This is a genomic window from Actinomadura chibensis NBRC 106107 (assembly GCF_001552135.1).
Lineage (GTDB): Bacteria > Actinomycetota > Actinomycetes > Streptosporangiales > Streptosporangiaceae > Spirillospora > Spirillospora chibensis.
Genome location: NZ_BCQP01000045.1, coordinates 60783 through 81142 on the forward strand (window position 1 = coordinate 60783; position 20360 = coordinate 81142).

The following is a 20360-nucleotide window of genomic DNA, read 5'->3' on the forward strand; positions in this document are numbered from 1 at the left end:
GATAGGATCGAGACCATGGCGAGCCGCACCGCGACCAGGCTTGTGCATCCCGACCGGAGCGAGTTGGAGTTCACGGCCGTGATGGCCGCGCTCAGCGACCCCGTCCGGCTGGCCATCGTCACCCGGCTCGCCGACGCCGGGCCCGATGGCGAACTGGCCTGCGCCACCTTCGCGCTGCCGGTCAGCAAGTCCACCCAGAGCGGCCACTTCAAGACCCTGCGCGAGGCGGGGGTCATCTACCAGCGGGACGAGGGAACGCGACGGTTGAACCGGCTCCGTCGCGACGACCTCGACGCCCGCTTTCCCGGTCTCCTTGAACTGGCCGTCCCGCAAGGGCGCGACATCATCGCCCGCTGGGCGTGAACGCGGATCAGGGTGTGGAGGTGGTTCGGGCGCGGTGGCGGCGCACGGCGTCGCGGTTGGCGCACCGGTGGGAGCAGTAGCGCTGCCGGCCGAGCCGGGTCGTGTCGGCGAAGATCGTGGTGCATTCGCGGACGGCGCACCGCCCGAGCCGGTGCATGCCCCGTCCGGCCAGGTGCAGCGCGGTGCCGACCGGGATCAGCGCGGACAGCACGGCGCCGAGCGGCTGGAGGTCGTCGCGGTAGTGCAGGTGCCAGCCGCTGCCCGCGTGGTCGGTCAGCCGCGGGTAGGCGACGGCCGCCGCGAGGAGCCGGTCGACCCGCTCGGCGCGCTCGGGTCCGGCCGCCGCGTCGACGATCTTCTCCCACTCGTCCAGGAGGGCGAGGGTCTGGTCCAGGTCGCGCGGGGCGACGGGGCGTTCCAGCACCAGCCCGAGGGCGCGGCAGCGGTCCGCGAGTTCTCCGGCGGTCGCGGGACGCTGGTTGGCCAGGTCGGCGGCCAGCTTCACGGCATCCGCGCCGTAAGGGTTGAGATGCATAAGCCTATTACAGCACCGTGGGCGCCATGGCACCTGGCACCCACGTACGGCAGGCGGCGGAGACCGACGTCGCCGAGCTCGTCCGCCTCCGCGCGCTGCTGTTCGGCACCCTCGGCGGCGACTTCTTCAACCCCGCTTCGGCGGGCGACGAATGGCGCGACGCGCTGGCCCGGGTCTTCAAGGAGAAGCTGAAGGACGCCGACGCGCGGATCCTGGTCGTGGACGGCGACGGCCACGGACGCGCGATCATGCAGGCCCTGCTCGCCTGGTTCCGCGAACGCGACGCCGTCCGAGTGGACCTGTACGCGTCGCGCGACGGGGAGCCGCTCTACCGGGAACTCGGCTTCTTCGACCATCCCGACCCCGCGTTGTGCTGGCGTCCGTGACGGACGTCCGCCCGCACCCGGCGACCGGGCAGCCGCACCACGCCTGGCGCTACCGGTGGACGATCCTCGGCGTCGCCACCTTCGTCCAGGCCGCCTCCGGCTTCTTCGTGCAGGGCATCGGCGCGATGGGCGTCCATCTCCAACGCGATCTGCACCTGAGTACGGCGGAACTGGGATTGCTGCTCTCGGCCGCCCAACTGGTCCCGCTGGTCGGGCTGCTGGTGGCGGGGGAAATGCTCGACCGCTACAACGAGCGCTGGGTCGTCGGCGCGGGGGCGGGCGTCGTCGCCGTGAGCCTCGGCCTGGGGAGCATGGCGCCGGGTTATGTGTCGCTGCTTCTCGTCCTGCTGGTGGTCGGCGCGGGGTACAGCACCGTCCAGCCTGGCGGTAGCAAATCGGTGGCGTCCTGGTTCGGCGAGTCCCAGCGCGGGCTGGCGATGGGCATACGCCAGGCGGGCCTGCCGCTCGGCGGCGTGGTCGCCGCCGCCGCGATGCCCGTCCTCGCCACCGCCTTCGGCTGGCGGGTCACGCTCACGGTCGGCGGGCTCGTCGCGCTGGCAGGAGCGGCCGCGTTCATGGGCTTCTACCGCAGGCCGCCCGTCCGAGGCCGGTCCCTGGAGCGCACACAGCGGGACGTCACGCTCAAGGCCCGGCTGCGGATACTCCGCCAGCCGCCCATGGTGAAGATCATCCTTTCCGGGGTGTGCCTGGTCTCCGTGCACAGCGCCGTGGGCGTCCTGACCGTGGTGTATCTCCACGAGACGGCGTCGATGGGGGCGGGCGACGCGGCCCTCGTCCTGGTGGCGGCCCAAGGAGCGGGCGCCGCCGGACGCGTCTGCCTCGCAGCGTGGAGCGACCGCGGCGGATCGTCCGGACGCTACGGCACCGTCATGACCTGCATGGTCGCCGTGACCGCGGGGATGGCGGCGCTGATGACCCCGGCCGGACACTCGCCCATCGCGGCCTCCCTGCTGTTCCTCTGGCTCGGCTTCTTCGGAATCGGCTGGTACGGGCCGTGGGTCGCCCACCTGGCCGAATCGGCGCCGCCCGGCCAGACCGGATTCGCCATCGGCCTGGCCATGGCCGTCACCCAGATCGCCGTCATCCTCGCCCCGCCGTCCCTCGGCCTGCTCAAGGACGCGACCCACAGCTTCACCCCGGTCTGGGGGGCCCTCTCCGCGATGACCGTCCTCGCCCTGGTGATGAGTTCTCGCGTCCGGACCCGTCATACCTGTGACAGGACGCGACGAGGCGGAAGGGTGAGGTCATGAAGGCGAACACGCTGCTGGAGGAGCTGGGCGTGAGCGGTATGGACGAGGTCGACGAGCCGGCGTTCTCCGGCCTGGCGGAGCGGCACCGGCGGGAGCTGCACGTGCACTGCTACCGGATGCTCGGGTCGTTCGAGGACGCGGAGGACACCGTCCAGGAGACGTTCCTGCGCGCCTGGCGTCGGCGGGAGACCTTCGTGGGACGGTCGACGTTCCGGGCCTGGCTGTACCGGATCGCCACCAACGCCTGCCTGGACCTGCTCGCCCGGCGCCGCCCGGAGCCCGCGTCCGGCGGCGAGGTGCCCTGGCTCCAGCCCTACCCGGACCGGCTGCTGGACGAGCTGCCCGCCGGCGACGCCGACGAGCCGGAGAGCGTCGCCGTCGCGCGGGAGACGATCGAGCTGGCGTACCTGGTCGCGGTCCAGCACCTCGCGCCGCGGCCACGGGCCGTGCTGATCCTGCGGGACGTGCTCGGCTGGCCCGCCAAGGACGTCGCGGAACTCCTCGGGGACTCGGTCAACTCCGTCAACAGCGCGTTGCAGCGGGCCCGCGCCGGTATGCGGGAGCACCTGCCCGCCGAGCGCCAGGACTGGACGGGCAGCGACGAAGACGCCGAAACACGCGAACTGGTGCGCCGCTACACCGAAGCCAGCGTGGCCACGGACATCGACGCGCTCGCCGCGATGCTGCGCGACGACGTCCGCTTCTCGATGCCGCCGACGCCGGGGCTGCACGTCGGCCGGGACACGATCGTGAACGGCTGGGTCGAGAGCGGTTTCGACGAACTGAAGGGCCTGCGCGGCCTCCCGACCGCCGTGAACCGGCAGCCCGCCGTCGCCTTCTACCTGTGGCGCGAGCGCGAGGGCGCGTACCTGCCGCTGACGATCGACGTCCTGCGCGTCACCGGCGGGACGATCACTGAGATCATCACCTTCCACGACGACCGTTTCCCGCGGCTCGGGCTGCCCGAGCGCCTCCCGGCCGAGTAGTCCCGGTGCGGACGCTCGCGCTGCGCGGCGGCGTGCGTGTCGCGGTGGTCGCCGCCGAATGGCGCGACGCGTTCGGCGTCGTCACCCATGGGCGGGTGCAACTGGAACTCCGCAATGGCGAGCCCGGCCCGGTCCTCGGCCCCGACGCGGGGTTCTGGCTCCGGGGCACCGGCGTCCGAGCCCTGCGCAACCCAGACCGCCGCACGGCCAAGGTGCGCATCGTCACCCGCCAGTCGACAAACTCCGACGCCCGTCACCGAACAACGGAGCACAACATGAACGACACCAGGATCGCCGCAGCCCCGGCATCACACCGATTCCGTGGCCTCGCGATCAGGGGCTTGATCGCCACACTCGCAGCGATGGCGGCCACCACCCTCGCCGCCGCACTCGCCCGAACAGCCGGAGCCGACTTCGAAATCCCCGCCGACGGCGAGCCAATTCCCCTGCCCGGATTCGCCGTCGTGACGGGCTTCTTCTGCCTCGTGGGCACCGCCATAGCCGCCGCACTCCTCCGCTGGAGCGCCCGCCCCGCCACACGATTCCTCTGGACGACGGTGTCACTGACCGCGATCTCGCTGATCCCGCCCCTGATCTCCGGCGCGAACACCGCCACAACCACGGCCCTTCTCGCCCTGCACCTCGTCCCCGCGGCGATAATGATCCCCACCCTGACCCGAACCCTCCAAACCCCGTGACAAGGCCACCGCACCCCAAGCCGTCTCTCGTGCTCACTTCGGTGTCCAGGTCGACGAGCGCAGGGTCAGTCGGTGGGGGAGACCAGGCCGATCCGGTAGGCGAGGACGACGGCCTGGACTCGGTCGCGCAGGCCGAGTTTGGCGAGAATCCTCGACACGTAGGTCTTGACCGTCTCGGGGGTGATGAAGAGCTCCGCGGCGATCTCCGCGTTCGACAGCCCCTCGGCGATCTGCCGGAGCACCTCCAGCTCGCGCGGGGTCAGTGCCCGTACCACGTCCTCCCTGGCCGACCGGGAGGTATCGGCCGGGCGCAGGTGCTCGGCGAAGTGGCCGATGAGGTGGCGGGTGACGGCGGGGGCCAGCAGGGCCTCGCCCCTGGCGACCGTCCGGACGCCGTTGACCAGCTCCGCCGGGGGCGCGTCCTTGAGGAGGAAGCCGCTGGCCCCGGCCCGCAGCGCGTCGTAGACGTAGGCGTCGACGTTGAAGGTGGTGACGACCAGCACCTTCGGTGGCGCCTCGGCGTCGGGACCGGCCAGTTGCCGGGTCGCCTGGATGCCGCCGAGCAGGGGCATCCGGATGTCCATCACCACCACGTCGGGCCGCAGGCGCCCCGCGGCCTGGACCGCCTCGTGCCCGTTCTCGGCCTCCCCGACGACCTCCATGTCGGGCTGGGCGGCGAAGATGGTGACGTAGCCGGTGCGCACCAGTGCCTGATCGTCGCAGACGAGCACACGGATCGGTGGCGGCGCATCGCTCACGGGGTCACTCCGATGCGGGCTTGGACGGGATCGTGGCGTGGACCTCGAACCCGCCTTCGGGCCGGGGTCCGGCCTCCAGTTCACCATCGACCATCCGCGCCCGTGCGCGCAGCCCCGCCAGTCCACGCCCGCCCGCGGGGGCCGCTTCCCGGACGGCGGGTGCGGCCGCCGGGGAGGCGTCGGTGGTCACCGTGATCTCGATGCGCTCCTCGCCGTGCCGGACCAGGACCTGTGTCGGCTGCCCGGCGGCGTACTTCATCGCGTTGGTGAGCGCCTCCTGCACCACCCTGTACGCGGCCAGTTCCACGTCCACGGACTGCGCTCGCCGCTCGCCCCGCTCGCTGAACTCGACCGGCTGCCCCGACCTGCGGGCCTGTTCGACCAGGTCCCCGAGCCGTCCCAGGGCGGGCGCCTGGTCCGCGCGCGCCGGGTCGGCGGACGCCGACTCGCCGGTCGCCTCCAGCACGTCGAGCAGGTAGCGCAGCTCTGCCAGCGCCCGACGGCCGGTGTCGCTGATGGCCGAGAGTCCCTCGCCCGCCTTGTCCGGTGCGGAGGTGAGGACGAACTGTGCCGCGTCCGCCTGGACCACCATGGCCGTCACATGATGGGTGACCACGTCGTGCAACTCGCTGGCGATTCGTGCCCGCTCCGCGGCCGTGGCCACGTCGGCGGCCAGCCGCCGCCGCTGCGCCTCTTCCGTCCGCCGTGTGCGCACGATGCTTCCCACCAGCCAGAACGCGGCCAGAACCAGGTAGAACGCGAGATAGTCCGCGATGCCCAGCGGTGAGCCGAGCCGGTCCAGGACGAGGGCCAGCGCGGCATAGCCCGCGCTCACCACGCCCGCCAGACCATGGCGGAAACGGACCTGGTGGGCGCCGGCCGAGTACAGGGCCAGGTAGAGTCCCAGACTCCCGAACGTCGTCGCGAAGCCCAGCGCCTGGTACGCGGCGAACGGGCCCGCGACGACGGCCAGACAGCCCGCGGGCCACCTCCGGCGGACCGCCAGCGGCAGTGTCTGGGCCAGGATCAGCCCGACGCTCAGCGCGCTCGCCGGCCGCTCGGGCAGATCTCCGATCTGCGCTCCGATGCCGGACAGGGTGGGAACGAAGGCCAACAGGGCCAGCGCCAGGGCGAGGAAGCCGTCCTTGAGGAAGGCGTCCCGCTCCTTCCACCAGTCGAGCGGCGCACGGCTCCAGGGCGCCTGAGCGGACATCACTACCGTTTCCTCCGGTCAGGCCTGAGTGCGTCGAGCGGATCGCCGGGGCAGCAGACGGCCGCCCCGGCGGGCGAGGACGAACATTCGGAAGGCGAGCAGCGTACCGAGGACGACGGGCGCCAGCGCCGCCTCCAGGCCGAAGGCACCGCCGCTCAGCGCGGCGGACCCATGCACGTCGACGGTGAACAGGCCCTTGGAGGCGTGCCCGGAGACCGGGATGCCGAGCAGTTGCTCGGCGGTGTTCCAGGCGAAGTGCAGACCCACGACGAACCAGATGTTACGCCGCCACAGGAACGCGGCCCCGAGCATCACGCCCGCCTCCAACGCGATCGCCAGCGCACTCCACGCATTGGCTCCCGGAGTGCCCAGATGGGCGATGCCGAAGAACAGCCCGGTGATCACGATGGCGGCCCGGCTGCCCCACCTCTGCTCCAGAGCCTGCAGCGCGAGACCGCGGAACAACAACTCCTCGGTGACCGCGGCGCCGATCTGCACCATGACCGCGGACCAGACGACCGCCATGAAGCCATGGCCCGCCCAGGAGAACGAGTAGCCGCCGAACGCCGTGATCAGCAAGGCGGACACCGCGACGAAGCCGAGGCCGATCGCGCCGCCCAGCAGCGCCTCCCGGCCCGCTCCCCGGCGGGCGATCTCCGGCGTCTCGCGTCGCGCGACACGACGCGTGACCAGCCAGTACACGGCCACCGCGGCCACCGCGCCCAGCGCCGGAACCGGACCAGGCCCCGTCGCGGTCAGACCCGAGACCAAGCCGACGCCGACCATGCCCGTCAGCATCCAGCCGAGCGGAGAGCGGACGATCCGGCCGAGACGACCACCGCGAGCGTCGTGACCGTCGGGGCCCGTGTCCGGGCAGGGGCCTCCGTCGTGCCGCGCGGTGGACGTCGTACTCATCGTGGCCTCCTCTGTAGCGGTCGCACCGGCTGCGACCCGACGACCACGCTAAAAATCCGGCGCCGTCCACGAATCACCCGCACATGGACAGCTCTTGTAGCTCTCGCGGGGGATGCGCCCCGAAAGCGGTGAGTTCGTCCTGCAAATCGCGCTGGAACCTGAGCACATTGATGAGCAGCACAGCGTCGGACCGCTCCTGAGCCGACACCCCGGAGAGCGGTAGGCCCCCGAAATGAGCGACGATGAGTGAAATCGCATCATCCGCTTGGTGAAGCAGGACGAGCCCGCGTCTGGCTGGGGGTTTGGGACTCGTCGGACGTCATGCCGGTGTGCAGGGGAGACGACGACGGGCTTGGCGGAAGAGGGCTGCCGCTCGTGGCGGCTCTGGCGGCTGGGTGCGGGGCCTATCGCGTCCTGCCGTGTGGGAAATGGGTGTGGGCTCGGGTCGAGCGAAAGGGTGTGTGAGGTGGCGCGGGGTGTGTGTCAGGCGGTCGCGCGGTGGCGGCTCGTCCTGGAAGTGCGGACGCACCTGGGCCATGAGGAGGCGGTCAGGAGATTGGAGCTGCTCCGGGTGGCGCTCATGCCGAAGGGGTGGCGGAGCGTCGGGCTGTACGAGAAGCGGGAGTTTCGGTTCCCGGTTCCGCTGCTGTGGGTCTATGCGAGTGGGGCGGCCGATGACGTCGGGGCCGTGGTCACCGTCCGGGCCGTGCCGGGTGAGGCGTGGGGCTACTTCGAGGCGGGGGACGGGCGGGGCGGGTTCGTGTCGCCGTGCGGGGACGTCGAGGCCGCGGCCGAGGCGCTCGACTTGATCCTGAAGGACCGCATGTTCCCCCGCCGGGACTGGTAGCGCTCCCGGTCAGCGGGATCTCCGGAGCCGTCCGCCGTCTCGCTGATTAACGTCGTGGGTCGGACGGAGGACTGATGGACGACCCGACACCCGACGTGCTCGCTCCCGCCGAACTGGGGCCCGTCACCTTGCGGAACCGCGTGATCAAGGCGGCGACGTACGAGGGGCTCAGCAAGAACAGCCTGGTCACCGATGAGTTGATCGAGTTCCATGTGCGGCACGCCGCCGGGGGCGTCGGCATGACGACCGTGGCCTACTGCGCGGTCGCGCCGGACGGGCGCACCGAGCGCAAGCAGCTCCTCTGGACCGACGACGCCCTCCCCGGCCTGCGGAAGCTGACCGAGGCCGTGCACGCCGAGGGCGCCGCCGTCGCCGCGCAGATCGGGCACGCGGGGCCGGTCGCCGGGTCGAAGAGCAACCGCCTGCCCGCGCTCGCGCCCAGCCGCTTCTACGCGGCCGCCAGCACCGGCTTCACCAAGGCGGCGACGCGGGCCGACATCGAGCGGGTCGTCCAGGGGCACGCGCACGCGGGGCGGATGGCGATCGAGGCCGGGTTCGACGCCGTCGAGATCCACTTGGGCCACAACTACCTGGCCAGCTCGTTCCTCAGCCCGCGGATCAACCGCCGCAAGGACGAGTACGGCGGCTCGCTGGAGAACCGGGCCCGGCTCTCCCGGGAGATCGCGCGGGCCGTCCGGGACGCCGTCGGCGACCGCATCGCGATCACCGCAAAGCTCAACATGGACGACGGCGTCCGCCGCGGCTTCCGGCTGGACGAGGCGACCCGGGTCGCGCAATGGCTGGAGGCGGACGGCTCCCTCGACGCCCTCGAACTCACCGCGGGCAGCTCGCTGCTCAACCCGATGTACCTGTTCAAGGGGGACGCGCCGCTCCGCGAGTTCGCCGCCGCCATGCCGCAGCCGGTGCGGCTCGGCATGCGGCTGGTCGGCCGCTGGTTCCTGCACGAATACCCCTACGAGGACCTCTACCTCCTCAAGGACGCCCGGAAGATCCGCGCCGCGGTGAAGATGCCGCTGATCCTGCTCGGCGGCGTCACCGACAAGGCGGGCATGGACACGGCGATGGCGGAGGGCTTCCAGTTCGTCGCGATGGGGCGGGCGCTGCTTCGCGAGCCCGACCTGATCAACCGCATCAACGACGAGCCGGACACCAAGTCGCTCTGCATCCACTGCAACAGGTGCATGCCCACGATCTACAGCGGGACGCGCTGCGTCCTGGTCGAGCAGGCGGGCTGAGCGCGCATGCGGGACGAGACGATCGCCGGGATGCTGCTGGCCAGGCTGGGGGACGACCGCCCCGGCCTCCGCAGCCGCGACCGGACGTGGACCTGGGACGAAGTCGTCCGGGAGAGCGCGGCCCGCGCCGGGCTGGCTCGCGCGCTGCGTCGGGAAGGACCGTTCCACATCGGCGTGCTGCTGGAGAACGTCCCCGAGTACGTGCTGTGGCTCGGCGCGGCGGCGCTGAGCGGCGCGACGATCGTCGGGATCAACCCGACCCGGACCGGCTCCTATCTGGAGCAGGAGGTCAGGCACACCGACCTTCAACTGCTCGTCACCGACCGGGCCGGGGTCGAACTGCTGGACGGGCTCGACATCGGCGTTCCGCGCGACCGTTTCCTGCTCGTCGATGACGACGGCTATCGAGCCGAAGTCGAAGCGCACGTGTGCGAGCCCGAGCTCGACCCCTCGATCACTCCTAAGACGCAGATTCTGTTGCTGTTCACGTCCGGGACGACGGGTGCGTCCAAGGCGGCGCGCTGTTCGCAGGGAAGGCTCGCCGAGCTGGGACGCAACAACGCCGCCAAATACGACGTCAAGCGCGACGACATCAGCTATTGCCCGATGCCCCTCTTCCACGGCAACGCGCTGATGGCGCTCTGGGCGCCGTCGCTCGCGGTCGGCGCGACGGTCGTGCTGACGGAGAAGTTCTCCGCGTCCGGATTCCTCCAAGACGTGCGCTATTTCGGTGCGACGTTCTTCACCTACGTCGGCAAGGCCATCGGCTACGTCCTCGCCACACCCGAACAGCCGGACGACAGCGACAACACCCTCACCCACGGGTTCGGCACGGAAGCGTCCCCGGAAGACAAGGCCGAATTCCGCCGCCGCTTCGGCGCGGAACTCCTTGAGGGCTACGGCTCCAGCGAGAGCGCGGGGATGATCAAGCGGGTGCCGGGCACGCCGCCGACCGCGTTCGGGAAACCGGCCCGCGACGGCGTCCGGATCGTCAATCCGGAGACGCGCGAGTTCTGCGCGCCCGCCGTCCTGGACGAGCACGGACGCGTCACCAACGCCGAAGCCGCCATCGGCGAAATCGTCGACATCGACGGCGCCGACCGCTTCGAGGGCTATTACAAGAACCCGGAGGCGGACGCCGAACGCGTCCGGCACGGCTGGTACTGGACGGGCGACCTCGGCTACGTCGACGGCGACGGCTTCCTCTATTTCGGTGGCCGTTCCGGCGACTGGATTCGCGTCGACTCGGAGAACATCTCCGCGCTGCTCACCCAGAACGTCGTCCGGCGGCATCCGAGGATCGTGGACGCGGTGGCGTTCGGCGTCCCCGACCCGCGCTCCGGCGACCAGGTGATGGCGGCCATCGAAATCCCCGCCGGCGTCGAATTCGAAGATCTCGACTTCCCCGCCTTCCTCGCCGCTCAGGACGACCTCGGCACGAAGGGCGCGCCGCGTTTCGTCCGCGTCTCGCACGCGCTGCCGACGACCGGCTCCGGAAAGCTCAGGAAGAAGGAGATGCAGCTCGACGGCTGGCGCACCGCCGATCCCGTCTACCGCTGGGCCGGACGGGGCGCGCCCGAATACACGCTGATGACCGAGGCCGACAAGGAGGCGCTCCGCGCGGAGTTCGCCGCCGCCGGACGTCAGCGCTTCCTTCCGTGAGGGGTGTGAATGGATCTGCGTGAGACGGCGGCGCACCGGGAGCTGCGCGCGGAGCTGAGAGCCTATTTCGCGAACCTGCTGCCCGCCGACGTGCGCCGCCGTGCCGGGGAGCAGGGCGTCGGCGGCGACCGGTTCCGCGAGATCGTCAAGATGCTCGGCAACGACGGCTGGCTCGGCTACGGCTGGCCGGAGGAATACGGCGGGCAGGGGAAGTCGATCTCCGAGCAGTACGTGTTCTTCGACGAAGTTCAGCGGGCAGGGCTGCCGTTCCCGTTCGTCACCGTGAACACGGTCGGCCCGACGCTGATGCGCTACGGAACGGACGAACAGAAGCGCGCCTATCTGCCCGGCATCCTCTCCGGCGACATCGTCTTCGCCATCGGCTACACCGAGCCCGACGCGGGCACCGATCTCGCCTCCCTCCGGACGAAGGCCGTCCTCGACGGCGACCATTTCGTCATCGACGGCAGCAAGGTGTTCACCAGCGGCGCGAACACCGCCGACCACATCTGGCTCGCCGCCCGGACCGATCCGGACGCCCCCAAGCACAAGGGCATTTCCATCCTGATCGTGCCGACCGACGCGGACGGGTTCTCCTGGAGCCCGATCCAAACCGTCGGCGGAATGGTCGTCACGGCCACGTACTACAACGGCGTCAAGGTGCCCGCGTCGGCCGTGGTCGGGGACGTCGACGGCGGCTGGACGCTGATCACCACCCAGCTCAACCACGAGCGCATCGGCCTGGCCGCGCTCGGCGGCCGGATGGTGCGGCTGTGGGAGGACGTCCGCGACTGGGCGCGCGACACCGGCGTCCTCGACCTGCCCTGGGTGCGCGCCGACCTGGCCCGCACGCACGCCAGGCTGGAGGCGATGCGGCTGATGAACTGGAAGATGACCATGGCCGTGGAGGCGGGCACGCTGACCGGCGCGCAGGCCGGGGCCGCGAAGGCGTACGGGACGGAGACGCACATCGACGTCCAGCGCACGCTGACCGGCATCCTCGGCGCGGCCGGGCGCGTCCGTCCCGAGTCGCCCGGCGCCGTCCTCCACGGGCAGATCGAGCAGCTCTCCCGCCAGGGGATCGTGAACACGTTCGGCGGCGGCGTCAACGAGGTGCTGCGCGACATGGTCGCCGTCCAAGGGCTGGGCCTGCCGAGGTCGAGGCGCTCATGACCGACTACGAGGCCCGTCTCCAAGCGTGGACGGGACGCGAGCTGATGGCGCCCCGCTTCGGCCAGGACGCGGTGAACGTCCCGATGATCCGCCATTGGGTCGAGGCAATGGAGGACGACAATCCCGTCTACCTGGACGAGAAGGCGGCAAAGGCGACGGGACGCGACGGGATCGTGGCACCCGCCTCGATGATGCAGGCGTGGACGATGCGCGGCTACGCGGCGTCCGTCCGGCCGCCCGCCGCCCCATCGCCCGCCGACGAATTGACCGAACTGCTCGCCGAAGGCGGATACACGTCCGTCGTCGCGACCGATTCGGAGTTCGAGTTCCACCGCGAACTGGTGCCGGGCGACCGCGTCAGCGTGGAGGAGACCGTCGAGTCGATCTCGCCGGAGAAGAAGACCGCACTCGGCGCGGGCCGCTTCGTCAGCACCCGGAAAACCTACCGGGACGCGAACGGCGAGGTCGTCGCGACTCAACTGTGGCGGATACTCCGCTTCCGCCCCGCCGAAAAGCCGCAGGAGAAACCCCCGCGCCCGCGACCCGCGATCAACCATGACAACAAGTTCTGGTTCGACGCGGCACGCGAGCACCGCCTCGTCATCCAGCGGTGCGCCGAATGCAAATCGCTGCGGCATCCGCCTGGCCCGTGCTGCCCGCAATGCGGCTCGTTCGACTGGGACACGGTCGAGTCGTCCGGCGAAGGGCACGTCTACACCTACGTCGTCAACCACCACCCCCGCCACCCCGCGTTCGAGTACCCGCTGATCGTCGCGGTGATCGAGTTGGCGGAGGGGACGCGCCTGATCGCAAACCTCATCGATATCGAACCCGCCGACGTCGAGATCGGAATGCCGGTCGTCCTCGACTGGATCGACGCGGACCCCGACCTTTCCCTGCCCGCGTTCCGTCCCGCTGAGAAGAAGGGCAGCTAAATGGACTTCACCCTCGGCGAGGAATTGGAGGCCGTCCGGGACCTCGCCCGGCGGATATTCACCGACCACGCCACCCAGGAACGGATCAGGGCCGCGGAACGGTCGGTCACCGGGCTCGACGAGACGCTCTGGTCCGCGCTCGCCGACGCGGGCCTGCTCGGCGTCGCGCTGCCCGAGGACGCGGGCGGCGCGGGGCTCGGCGCCGGCGGGCTCGCCGTCCTGCTGGAGGAGCAGGGCCGCGCGGTCGCGCCCGTCCCGGTGTGGCCCGCCGTCGTCTCGGCGCTCACCCTCGCCGGGCACGGCACGCCGGAGCAGCGCGAACTCCTCCCCGCGTTCGCGGACGGCTCGCAACGCGCCACCCTCGCGCTCGAAGAGTTCACGCCGGGCGAGCCGCGCTGCGCGGCCGTCCCCAATGGCGACGGCTGGGTCCTGACCGGGACGAAGGCGGTCGTCCCGACCCCGTACGGCGCGAGCCACGTGCTGGTCGCGGCCCGGTCGGCGGACGGCCCCGGCCTCTACCTGCTCGACGCGTCCGCGCCCGGCACGTCCTGGGAGCGCGCCGAGACCACCACCCACGACAGCGCCGGTCACCTCACCCTCGACGCGGCCCCCGCCCAGCCCCTCGGCCCCGACGCGCTCGGCGCCGCGCTGCGGCTGGCGCGCGTCGCGGTCGCCGCCGCCCAGGTCGGCGTCGCGGAGGGCGCGCTGCGCCTGGCCGCCGCCCACCTCGCCGGACGCGAGCAGTTCGGACGCCCGCTCGCCGCGTTCCAGGCCGTCCAGCACCAGCTCGCCGACTGCTACATCGAGATCGACGCGCTCCGCGTCTGCCTGTGGCACGCGGTCTCGCTGATCGCCGCCGGGGAGGACGCCGAGTCCGCCGTCCTCGTCGCCAAGTGGTGGTCGGACGAGGGCGGGCTGAACGTCGTCCACCGCGTCCAGCACCTGCACGGCGGGATCGGCGTGGACGTCGACTACCCCGTCCACCGGCACTTCCTGTGGGGCAAGCAGCTCTCCGGGACGCTCGGCGGCGCGTCCGCCGACCTGGCCCTGCTCGGGGCGGCGCTGTGAGCCGCCGCTTCGAGGACGTCACCGTCGGCGACGCGCTGCCTCCGCTGGACATCCCGCTGACCCGGACGCTGATCGTCGCGACCGCCATCGCGAGCCGCGACTACCAGGACGTCCACCACGACCCGTCGCTCGCCGTCGAGCGCGGCTCCAAGGACGTCTTCATGAACATCCTGACCACGAACGGCCTGGTCGACCGGTACGTGACCGGCTGGGCGGGGCCCGCGGCCGTCGTCACGGCCATCAAGATCAGGCTGGGCGCGCCGAACTACCCGGGCGACACGATGGTGCTGACCGGGTCCGTCTCGGCCAAGCACCCGGACGACCGCCGCGTCGAGATCGCCGTGCGCGGCGTCAACGCGCTCGGCCCGCACGTCACCGGCACGGTCGTCGTCCGACTGGCAGGGGAGGACGGGGCATGAGCGTGCTGCCGGGCGCCGCCGCGATCGCGGGCATCGGCGCGACCGAGTTCTCCAAGGACTCCGGGCGCAGCGAACTGCGGCTCGCCTGCGAGGCGGTGCTCGCCGCCGTCACCGACGCGGGGCTCCAGCCGTCCGACGTGGACGGCATGGTCACCTTCACCGCCGACACCAGCTCGGAGATCCACCTCGCCCGCAACCTGGGCATCGGGGAGCTGACGTTCTTCTCCCGGATCGGGCACGGCGGGGGAGCGGCGTGCGCGACCGTCCAGCAGGCGGCGATGGCCGTCGCGACCGGCGTCGCGGAGGTCGTCGTCTGCTACCGCGCGTTCAACGAGCGGTCCGGCGAACGGTACGGGCTGGGGCAGGCGGACCGGCCGCTGGGGGCCGGCGCGGACCGCGCCGCCTACTCGTGGATGACGCCGTTCGGCCTCGCGACGCCCGCGCAGTGGGTCGCCATGTTCGCCCGCCGCTACATGCACGAGTACGGCGCGACCAGCGAGGACTTCGGCCGGGTCGCCGTCGTCGACCGCCGCCACGCCGCCGCCAACCCGGCCGCCTGGTTCTACGGGCGCCCGATCACGCTCGAAGACCACCAGGCGTCCCGGTGGATCGCCGAGCCGCTGCGCCTCCTCGACTGCTGCCAGGAGAGCGACGGCGGGCAGGCGCTCGTGGTCGTGTCCGCCGAGCGGGCCCGTGATCTCCCGCACCGCCCGGCGCTGGTCTGGGGGGCGGCGCAGGGGTCCGGCAACGACCAGCACATGATGACGAGCTACTACCGCTCCGAGATCACCGGCATCCCCGAGATGGGCCTCGTCGGACGGCAGCTCTACGCGCAGTCGCGGCTCACCCCGGCCGACGTGCAGGCCGCGATCCTGTACGACCACTTCACGCCGCTCGTCCTGCCGCAGCTCGAAGAGCTGGGCTTCTGCGCCAAGGGCGAGGCCAAGGACTTCGTCGCGGACGGCAACCTCGACCTCGGCGGGCGGCTCCCGTTCAACACCCACGGCGGGCAGCTCGGCGAGGCCTACATCCACGGGATGAACGGGATCGCGGAGGGCGTCCGGCTCGTGCGCGGCACGTCGCCGAACCAGCCGGGCGACGTGCACAACGTCCTCGTCACCGCCGGGACGGGCGTCCCGACGAGCGGCCTGATCCTCGGCGCGGACGCCTAGCGAGCCGACGCGGAAAGGGCGCGTTAGCCAGGTTTTCACCGCCGCGACGGCCCCGCGTACCGCCGTCCGGCGCCCGCCCCGGCGGGCATCGTCGCAGGTCAGCCGCCGGGCCGGGGGGAGCCAAGGGCAGGTTCCGCCCAACCCGCCCCGCGCCTTGGGCAAAGCGTGACATTTAAGACACTTACCGTAAATGTCACGGTCCTAGTGCCGCCGTTCCCGCCCCCCTCAGGAGCCTCCGGCCCTGGCCGGGAACGGCCGCAGGAGGGCACCCCATGCGACGAATGGTCCTGTTCCCGCTGCTCGCCGTCCTCGGCGCGGTGCTGCTCGGCGTCCTCGGGACACCGGCGTCCGCGACCCCGCCGAACATCCCGTCCGCCGCCACGGCCGCGTCCCGGCTGGCCGAGCTGACCGTCGCCGCCGAGTCCCACGGCGACACCTACGACCGCAGCCTGTTCCCGCACTGGATCACCATCTCCGGGACGTGCAACACCCGCGAGACGGTCCTCAAGCGGGACGGCACGAACGTCGTCACCGACTCCTCGTGCGCCGCGACGTCCGGCTCCTGGTACTCGCCCTACGACGGCGCCACCTGGACGCAGGCGTCCGACCTCGACATCGACCACATGGTCCCGCTCGCGGAGGCGTGGGCGTCCGGCGCCTGGTCCTGGACGACGGCCCGCCGCCAGTCCTACGCCAACGACCTTGGCGGCCCGGAGCTGTGGGCCGTCACCGACAACGTCAACCAGGCCAAGGGCGACAAGGACCCGGCCGAGTGGCAGCCGTCGCGCGCCGCCTTCCGCTGCACCTACGCCCGCGCCTGGATCCAGGTGAAGTGGTACTACGGCCTCACCGTCGACGGCGCCGAGAAGAACGCCCTGACCACGATGCTCGGCACCTGCTGACCGCCCGGCGGCGCGAGCGTCGCGCCCGGTCGGCCGGACGGTCGGACGGCCGGACGCGACGCTCGCCACCCGGGGTATCGGTGAGCGGGACCGCGCGATGCCCGCGGACCGGGTGGCGGTCATCATGGAAAGTTATGGACGAGCTGACGATCCCGGGCGTGCTGGCGCGGGCCGCCGAGGAGTTCCCGGACGTGGAGGCCGTTGTGGACGGCGACGTCCGCGTCACCTACGCCGAGCTTCGGGAGCGGGTGCGGGAGGCGGCGGGCGCGTTCGCCGCCGCCGGGATCGGGCCGGGCGACCGCATCGCGATCTGGGCGCCGAACAGCCTGCGCTGGATCGTCGCCGTGCTCGGCGCGCTGCGCGCGGGCGCGACGCTCGTCCCGCTGAACACGCGGTTCAAGGGGGACGAGGCCCGGTGGCCGCTCACCAAGGCCGAGGTCCGGATCCTCTTCATCGAGGACGGCTTCCTCGGCATCGACTACCCGGGCATGCTCGGGCTCGACGCGTCCGGCGACGTCCCGGGACTGCCCGCGCTGCGGACGATCGTCACCTTCAACGGCCCGGCGCGGCCGGGCGTCACCGCCTGGGACGATTTCACCGCCAAGGCCGCACCGGCCGGCGCGGCGGAGGCCCGGCCCGGTGACATCGCCGACATCCTGTTCACGTCCGGGACGACGGGACGTCCCAAGGGCGTGCTGTGCACGCACGAGCAGAACGTCCGCACGTTCCTGGCGTGGGCGGGACGGACGGGCGTCCGCCCCGGCGACCGGTACCTGATCGTCAACCCGCTGTTCCACTCGTTCGGCTACAAGGCGGGCGTGCTGGCGTGCCTGCTGATGGGCGCGACGATGGTGCTCCAGCGGACGTTCGACGTCCCCGAGACGCTGGAGCTGATCGAGCGGGAGAAGATCACCGTCCTGCCGGGGCCGCCGACGATCTACACGTCGCTGCTCGACGCGCCCGGCCGGGACGGCCGCGACCTGTCCTCGCTGCGGCTCGCCGTGACCGGCGCGGCGGACGTGCCGGTCGCGCTCGTCCGGCGGCTGCGCGCCGAGCTGTTCCCGCAGGTCGTGACCGCGTACGGGCTGACCGAGGCGACCGGGACGGTGTCCGCGTGCTCGGTGGACGACGACGCCGAGACCATCGCCACCACCTGCGGCAGGCCGATCGCCGACGTGGAGGTCGCGATCGTCGGCCCGGACGGCGAGCGGCTCCCGGCGGGCACGGACGGCCGGGTCCTCGTCCGCGGCTACAACGTGATGAAGGGCTACCTGGACGACCCGGAGGCGACGGCCGCCGCGATCCAGGACGGCTGGCTCGACACCGGCGACCGGGGCCGCCTGGACGAGCGCGGCAACCTCGCCATCACCGGCCGGACCAAGGAGATGTTCGTCGTCGGCGGGTTCAACGTGTACCCGGCGGAGGTCGAGGACGCCCTCGCCCGGCACGACGCCGTCGCCGAGTCGGGCGTCGTCGGCGTCCCGGACGCCCGGCTCGGCGAGGTGGGACGCGCCTACGTGCGGCTCCGCCCCGGCCGCGCCGCCACCGCGGACGAGCTCATCGCCCACTGCCGGGAGCGGCTCGCGAACTTCAAGGTCCCCCGGGAGGTCGTCTTCGTGGACGACCTCCCGAAGACCGCGTCCGGCAAGGTCCGCCGCGTCGAGTTGAAGGGCGCGCTCAGAGCGCGGCCATGACCCGCGCCCGGTGCTCGGCCACCGACCCCCACGCCGCGTACAGGGCGCGCGCCTTCCGGATCCACAGCGACGGGTCGTACTCGTCGGTGTAGCCGATCGCGCCGTGCACCTGGAGGGCGGTCTTGGCCGTCTTGTAGGACGCCTCCGAGGCGGCGACCTTGGCGGCGGACACGTCGCGCGCGAAGTCCGGCGTCCCGTACGACAGCGCCGCCCCGTAGACGAGCGGGCGGGCGAACTCCAGCTCGACCAGCGCGCTCGCCAGATGGTGCTTGACCGCCTGGTACTCGCCGATCGGACGCCCGAACTGCCGCCGCGTCTTCGCGTACTCGACGGACACGTCCAGCAGCGCCCGGCCGAGCCCGATTTGCTGCGCCGCGCACAGCAGCGCACCGAAGCCGGTGAACCCGCCGCCCTCCGGGACGCGGAACAGCCGCCGCGCCGGGTCCAGCGACGCGACCCGCTCCCCGGCCGCGCGCTCGACGCCGTCCGGGGTGAGGACGAGGTCGGCGGCGTCGGCGTCCAGCGCGTGCGGGACGGCGAGCGACACGACCGCCGCGCCTTCCGCGATCCGCGGCAGCCACGGCGACTCGCCCAGCAGCTCCGCCGCCGCGAGCGTCTCCACGTACGGGCCGGGGGCGGCGGCACGCCCCAGCTCCTCCAGCGCGACGACCAGCTCGACGGGCAGCAACCCGGCGCCGCCGAACTCCTCGGGGACGGCCAGCGCGAACACCCCGGCCTCGGCGACCGCCGACCACAGCGCGCGGCCGGGCCCGGCGTCCCCGGCCGCCCACGCGCGGACCGCCTTCGGCGTCCCCGCCTCCGCGAGCAGCCTCCGCAGCGTCGCGCCGAACATCGCCTGCTCATCCGACAGAACGAACTTCATCGTGAACCCCTCGGAAGGCCGAGCAGGCGCTCGGCGATCACGTTGCGCTGGATCTCGTTGGTGCCCGCGTAGATCGGCCCGGCGAGGGAGAAGACGTAGTTCTCCAGCCAGTCCGACTCCAGCTCGCCGTCCGGGCCGAGGAGGTCGAGGGCCGTCTCGTGGAGCGCGACGTCCAGCTCCGACCAGAACACCTTGTTCAGGCTGGACTCGGAGCCGATGTCGTCGTCCCGCGAGATCGTCTCGAAGCCCTTCAGCCGGTACGCGCGGGACCTGATCCAGGCGTCCGCGACCCGGTCCCGCAGCGCCGTGTCGGACGGGTCGGCCCGCTCCTTCCACAGCGCGACGAGCCGCTCCGCCGCCGCCGTGAAGCGGCCGGGGGAGCGCAGGGTGAGGCCGCGCTCGTTGCCCGCCGTGGCCATCGCGACGCGCCAGCCGTCGCCGGGGGCGCCGATCACGTCCTCGTCCGGGACGAACACCCCGTCGAGGAACAGCTCGGCGAACGCGGGCTTGCCGTCCAGGCGCCCGATGGGGCGGACGGTCACGCCGTCCGCGTCCAGGGGGAACATCAGGTAGGTGAGCCCGCGGTGCCGCTCCGCGTCGGGGTCGGAGCGGAACAGGCCGAACCCGCGGTCGGCGAACGCGGCGCGCGAGCTCCAGGTCTTCTGCCCGTCGAGGAGCCAGCCGCCGTCCGCCCGGGTGGCGGTGGCGCGCAGGCCCGCGAGGTCGCTGCCCGCGCCGGGCTCCGACCACGCCTGCGCCCAGATCACCTCGCCCGCCGCCATCGGCGGCAGCACCCGCGCGAGCTGGTCGGCCGTGCCGTGCTTGAGCAGCGTCGGCGCGAGCAGGTTGATGCCGTTCGCGCTGACCCGTCCCGGCGCGCCCGCCGCGTAGTACTCCTCCTCGAAGATCAGCCAGCGCAGCGCGGACGCGCCGCGCCCGCCGTACTCCCGCGGCCACGACACGACGCCGAGCCGGGCCGCGCCGAGCGTCCGCTCCCACTCGCGGTGCGCGGCGAAGCCCGCCGCCGTCTCCAGCGACGGCAGCGGCTCGGCCGGGACGTGGTCGCGCAGCCAGGCCCGCACGTCGGCGCGGAACTCCTCGTCCGCCGCCGCGAAGTCCAGGTCCATCTCGCCCCCCCTTCTTTCTAACAATTGTTTGGTAGAGTAAACGCCCGCTGGCCGGTCGCGCGAGCCCCCCTCCCGGGGACCGCCCGTTGGAACCGCT

At 72.1% G+C, this 20360-nt stretch carries 21 protein-coding genes; 15 read left to right on the top strand and 6 right to left on the bottom strand.

Annotated features, from left to right (window positions below; translation table 11 throughout):
• Positions 1–15: 15 nt before the first annotated feature.
• Complete coding sequence (locus ACH01S_RS26005; protein ID WP_067896737.1) at positions 16–363, top strand: ArsR/SmtB family transcription factor; 348 nt, start codon at positions 16–18, stop codon at positions 361–363.
• A gap of 7 nt (positions 364–370) precedes the next feature.
• Here ACH01S_RS26005 and ACH01S_RS26010 read toward each other — a convergent pair whose 3' ends face one another.
• Positions 371–898, bottom strand: a complete 528-nt coding sequence (locus tag ACH01S_RS26010; protein ID WP_067896740.1) for a CGNR zinc finger domain-containing protein — start codon at positions 896–898, stop codon at positions 371–373.
• Positions 899–924: 26 nt separating this feature from the next.
• Here ACH01S_RS26010 and ACH01S_RS46180 point away from each other — a divergent pair, with 26 nt between their 5' ends.
• From ACH01S_RS46180 to ACH01S_RS45470, 4 genes are read left to right on the top strand one after another with little or no spacing between them, the layout of a single operon-like run.
• Positions 925–1284, top strand: a complete 360-nt coding sequence (locus ACH01S_RS46180) for a GNAT family N-acetyltransferase (RefSeq protein ID WP_067896743.1) — start codon at positions 925–927, stop codon at positions 1282–1284.
• Positions 1281–2555 (top strand): MFS transporter, encoded by a 1275-nt coding sequence (locus ACH01S_RS26020; RefSeq protein WP_067896881.1) that lies wholly within the window; start codon positions 1281–1283, stop codon positions 2553–2555. The genes ACH01S_RS46180 and ACH01S_RS26020 overlap by 4 nt, the downstream gene beginning before the upstream one ends.
• On the top strand, positions 2552–3541 hold the full coding sequence (locus tag ACH01S_RS26025) for an RNA polymerase subunit sigma-70 (RefSeq protein ID WP_067896746.1): 990 nt from the start codon (positions 2552–2554) through the stop codon (positions 3539–3541). Before ACH01S_RS26020 ends, ACH01S_RS26025 begins: the two co-directional genes overlap by 4 nt.
• A gap of 5 nt (positions 3542–3546) precedes the next feature.
• Entirely contained in the window at positions 3547–4239 is a 693-nt protein-coding gene (locus ACH01S_RS45470) for a DUF6069 family protein (RefSeq protein WP_067896750.1), read from the top strand.
• A 65-nt stretch (positions 4240–4304) separates the two neighbouring features.
• Here the strand turns inward: ACH01S_RS45470 and ACH01S_RS26035 are convergent, their stop codons facing one another.
• From ACH01S_RS26035 to ACH01S_RS26045, 3 genes are read right to left on the bottom strand one after another with little or no spacing between them, the layout of a single operon-like run.
• Complete coding sequence (locus ACH01S_RS26035) at positions 4305–4997, bottom strand: response regulator (RefSeq protein ID WP_067896753.1); 693 nt, start codon at positions 4995–4997, stop codon at positions 4305–4307.
• A gap of 4 nt (positions 4998–5001) precedes the next feature.
• Complete coding sequence (locus tag ACH01S_RS26040; RefSeq protein WP_067896883.1) at positions 5002–6210, bottom strand: sensor histidine kinase; 1209 nt, start codon at positions 6208–6210, stop codon at positions 5002–5004.
• 18 nt (positions 6211–6228) lie between these two features.
• Positions 6229–7125 carry a CPBP family intramembrane glutamic endopeptidase gene (locus ACH01S_RS26045; RefSeq protein ID WP_083981145.1) on the bottom strand — a complete coding sequence of 299 codons (897 nt, stop codon included), beginning with the start codon at positions 7123–7125 and terminating at the stop codon, positions 6229–6231.
• Between the two features lie 466 nt (positions 7126–7591).
• Here ACH01S_RS26045 and ACH01S_RS26050 point away from each other — a divergent pair, with 466 nt between their 5' ends.
• The 10 genes from ACH01S_RS26050 (at position 7592) to ACH01S_RS26095 (ending at position 18253) form a co-directional block, all read left to right on the top strand.
• Positions 7592–7972 carry a hypothetical protein gene (locus ACH01S_RS26050; RefSeq protein WP_157406311.1) on the top strand — a complete coding sequence of 127 codons (381 nt, stop codon included), beginning with the start codon at positions 7592–7594 and terminating at the stop codon, positions 7970–7972.
• A gap of 74 nt (positions 7973–8046) precedes the next feature.
• Complete coding sequence (locus ACH01S_RS26055) at positions 8047–9228, top strand: NADH:flavin oxidoreductase (RefSeq protein ID WP_067896759.1); 1182 nt, start codon at positions 8047–8049, stop codon at positions 9226–9228.
• 6 nt (positions 9229–9234) lie between these two features.
• Positions 9235–10890 carry a steroid-22-oyl-CoA synthetase gene (gene casI, locus ACH01S_RS26060; RefSeq protein ID WP_067896762.1) on the top strand — a complete coding sequence of 552 codons (1656 nt, stop codon included), beginning with the start codon at positions 9235–9237 and terminating at the stop codon, positions 10888–10890.
• Between the two features lie 9 nt (positions 10891–10899).
• Positions 10900–12063 carry an acyl-CoA dehydrogenase family protein gene (locus tag ACH01S_RS26065; RefSeq protein ID WP_067896765.1) on the top strand — a complete coding sequence of 388 codons (1164 nt, stop codon included), beginning with the start codon at positions 10900–10902 and terminating at the stop codon, positions 12061–12063.
• A complete protein-coding gene (locus ACH01S_RS26070) occupies positions 12060–12998 on the top strand; it encodes a bifunctional MaoC family dehydratase N-terminal/OB-fold nucleic acid binding domain-containing protein (protein ID WP_067896768.1) in 939 nt (312 codons plus the stop codon). The genes ACH01S_RS26065 and ACH01S_RS26070 overlap by 4 nt, the downstream gene beginning before the upstream one ends.
• Positions 12999–14066 (top strand): acyl-CoA dehydrogenase family protein, encoded by a 1068-nt coding sequence (locus ACH01S_RS26075; protein ID WP_067896771.1) that lies wholly within the window; start codon positions 12999–13001, stop codon positions 14064–14066.
• Positions 14063–14485: a MaoC family dehydratase gene (locus tag ACH01S_RS26080; RefSeq protein WP_067896774.1), complete on the top strand. Its 423-nt coding sequence runs from the start codon at positions 14063–14065 to the stop codon at positions 14483–14485. Before ACH01S_RS26075 ends, ACH01S_RS26080 begins: the two co-directional genes overlap by 4 nt.
• A complete protein-coding gene (locus ACH01S_RS26085; protein ID WP_067896776.1) occupies positions 14482–15657 on the top strand; it encodes a lipid-transfer protein in 1176 nt (391 codons plus the stop codon). The genes ACH01S_RS26080 and ACH01S_RS26085 overlap by 4 nt, the downstream gene beginning before the upstream one ends.
• A gap of 272 nt (positions 15658–15929) precedes the next feature.
• Complete coding sequence (locus ACH01S_RS26090; RefSeq protein WP_083981146.1) at positions 15930–16559, top strand: HNH endonuclease family protein; 630 nt, start codon at positions 15930–15932, stop codon at positions 16557–16559.
• A 134-nt stretch (positions 16560–16693) separates the two neighbouring features.
• The gene (locus ACH01S_RS26095) at positions 16694–18253 is read left to right on the top strand and encodes a FadD3 family acyl-CoA ligase (RefSeq protein WP_067896778.1); all 1560 of its coding nucleotides are present in this window, start codon (positions 16694–16696) and stop codon (positions 18251–18253) included.
• Here ACH01S_RS26095 and ACH01S_RS26100 read toward each other — a convergent pair.
• Together ACH01S_RS26100 and ACH01S_RS26105 are read right to left on the bottom strand one after the other, a co-directional pair.
• On the bottom strand, positions 18237–19136 hold the full coding sequence (locus tag ACH01S_RS26100) for an acyl-CoA dehydrogenase family protein (protein ID WP_067896781.1): 900 nt from the start codon (positions 19134–19136) through the stop codon (positions 18237–18239). The two genes, ACH01S_RS26095 and ACH01S_RS26100, sit on opposite strands and share 17 nt — an antisense overlap.
• Positions 19133–20263 carry an acyl-CoA dehydrogenase family protein gene (locus ACH01S_RS26105; protein WP_067896785.1) on the bottom strand — a complete coding sequence of 377 codons (1131 nt, stop codon included), beginning with the start codon at positions 20261–20263 and terminating at the stop codon, positions 19133–19135. Before ACH01S_RS26105 ends, ACH01S_RS26100 begins: the two co-directional genes overlap by 4 nt.
• Between the last annotated feature and the right edge of the window lie 97 nt (positions 20264–20360).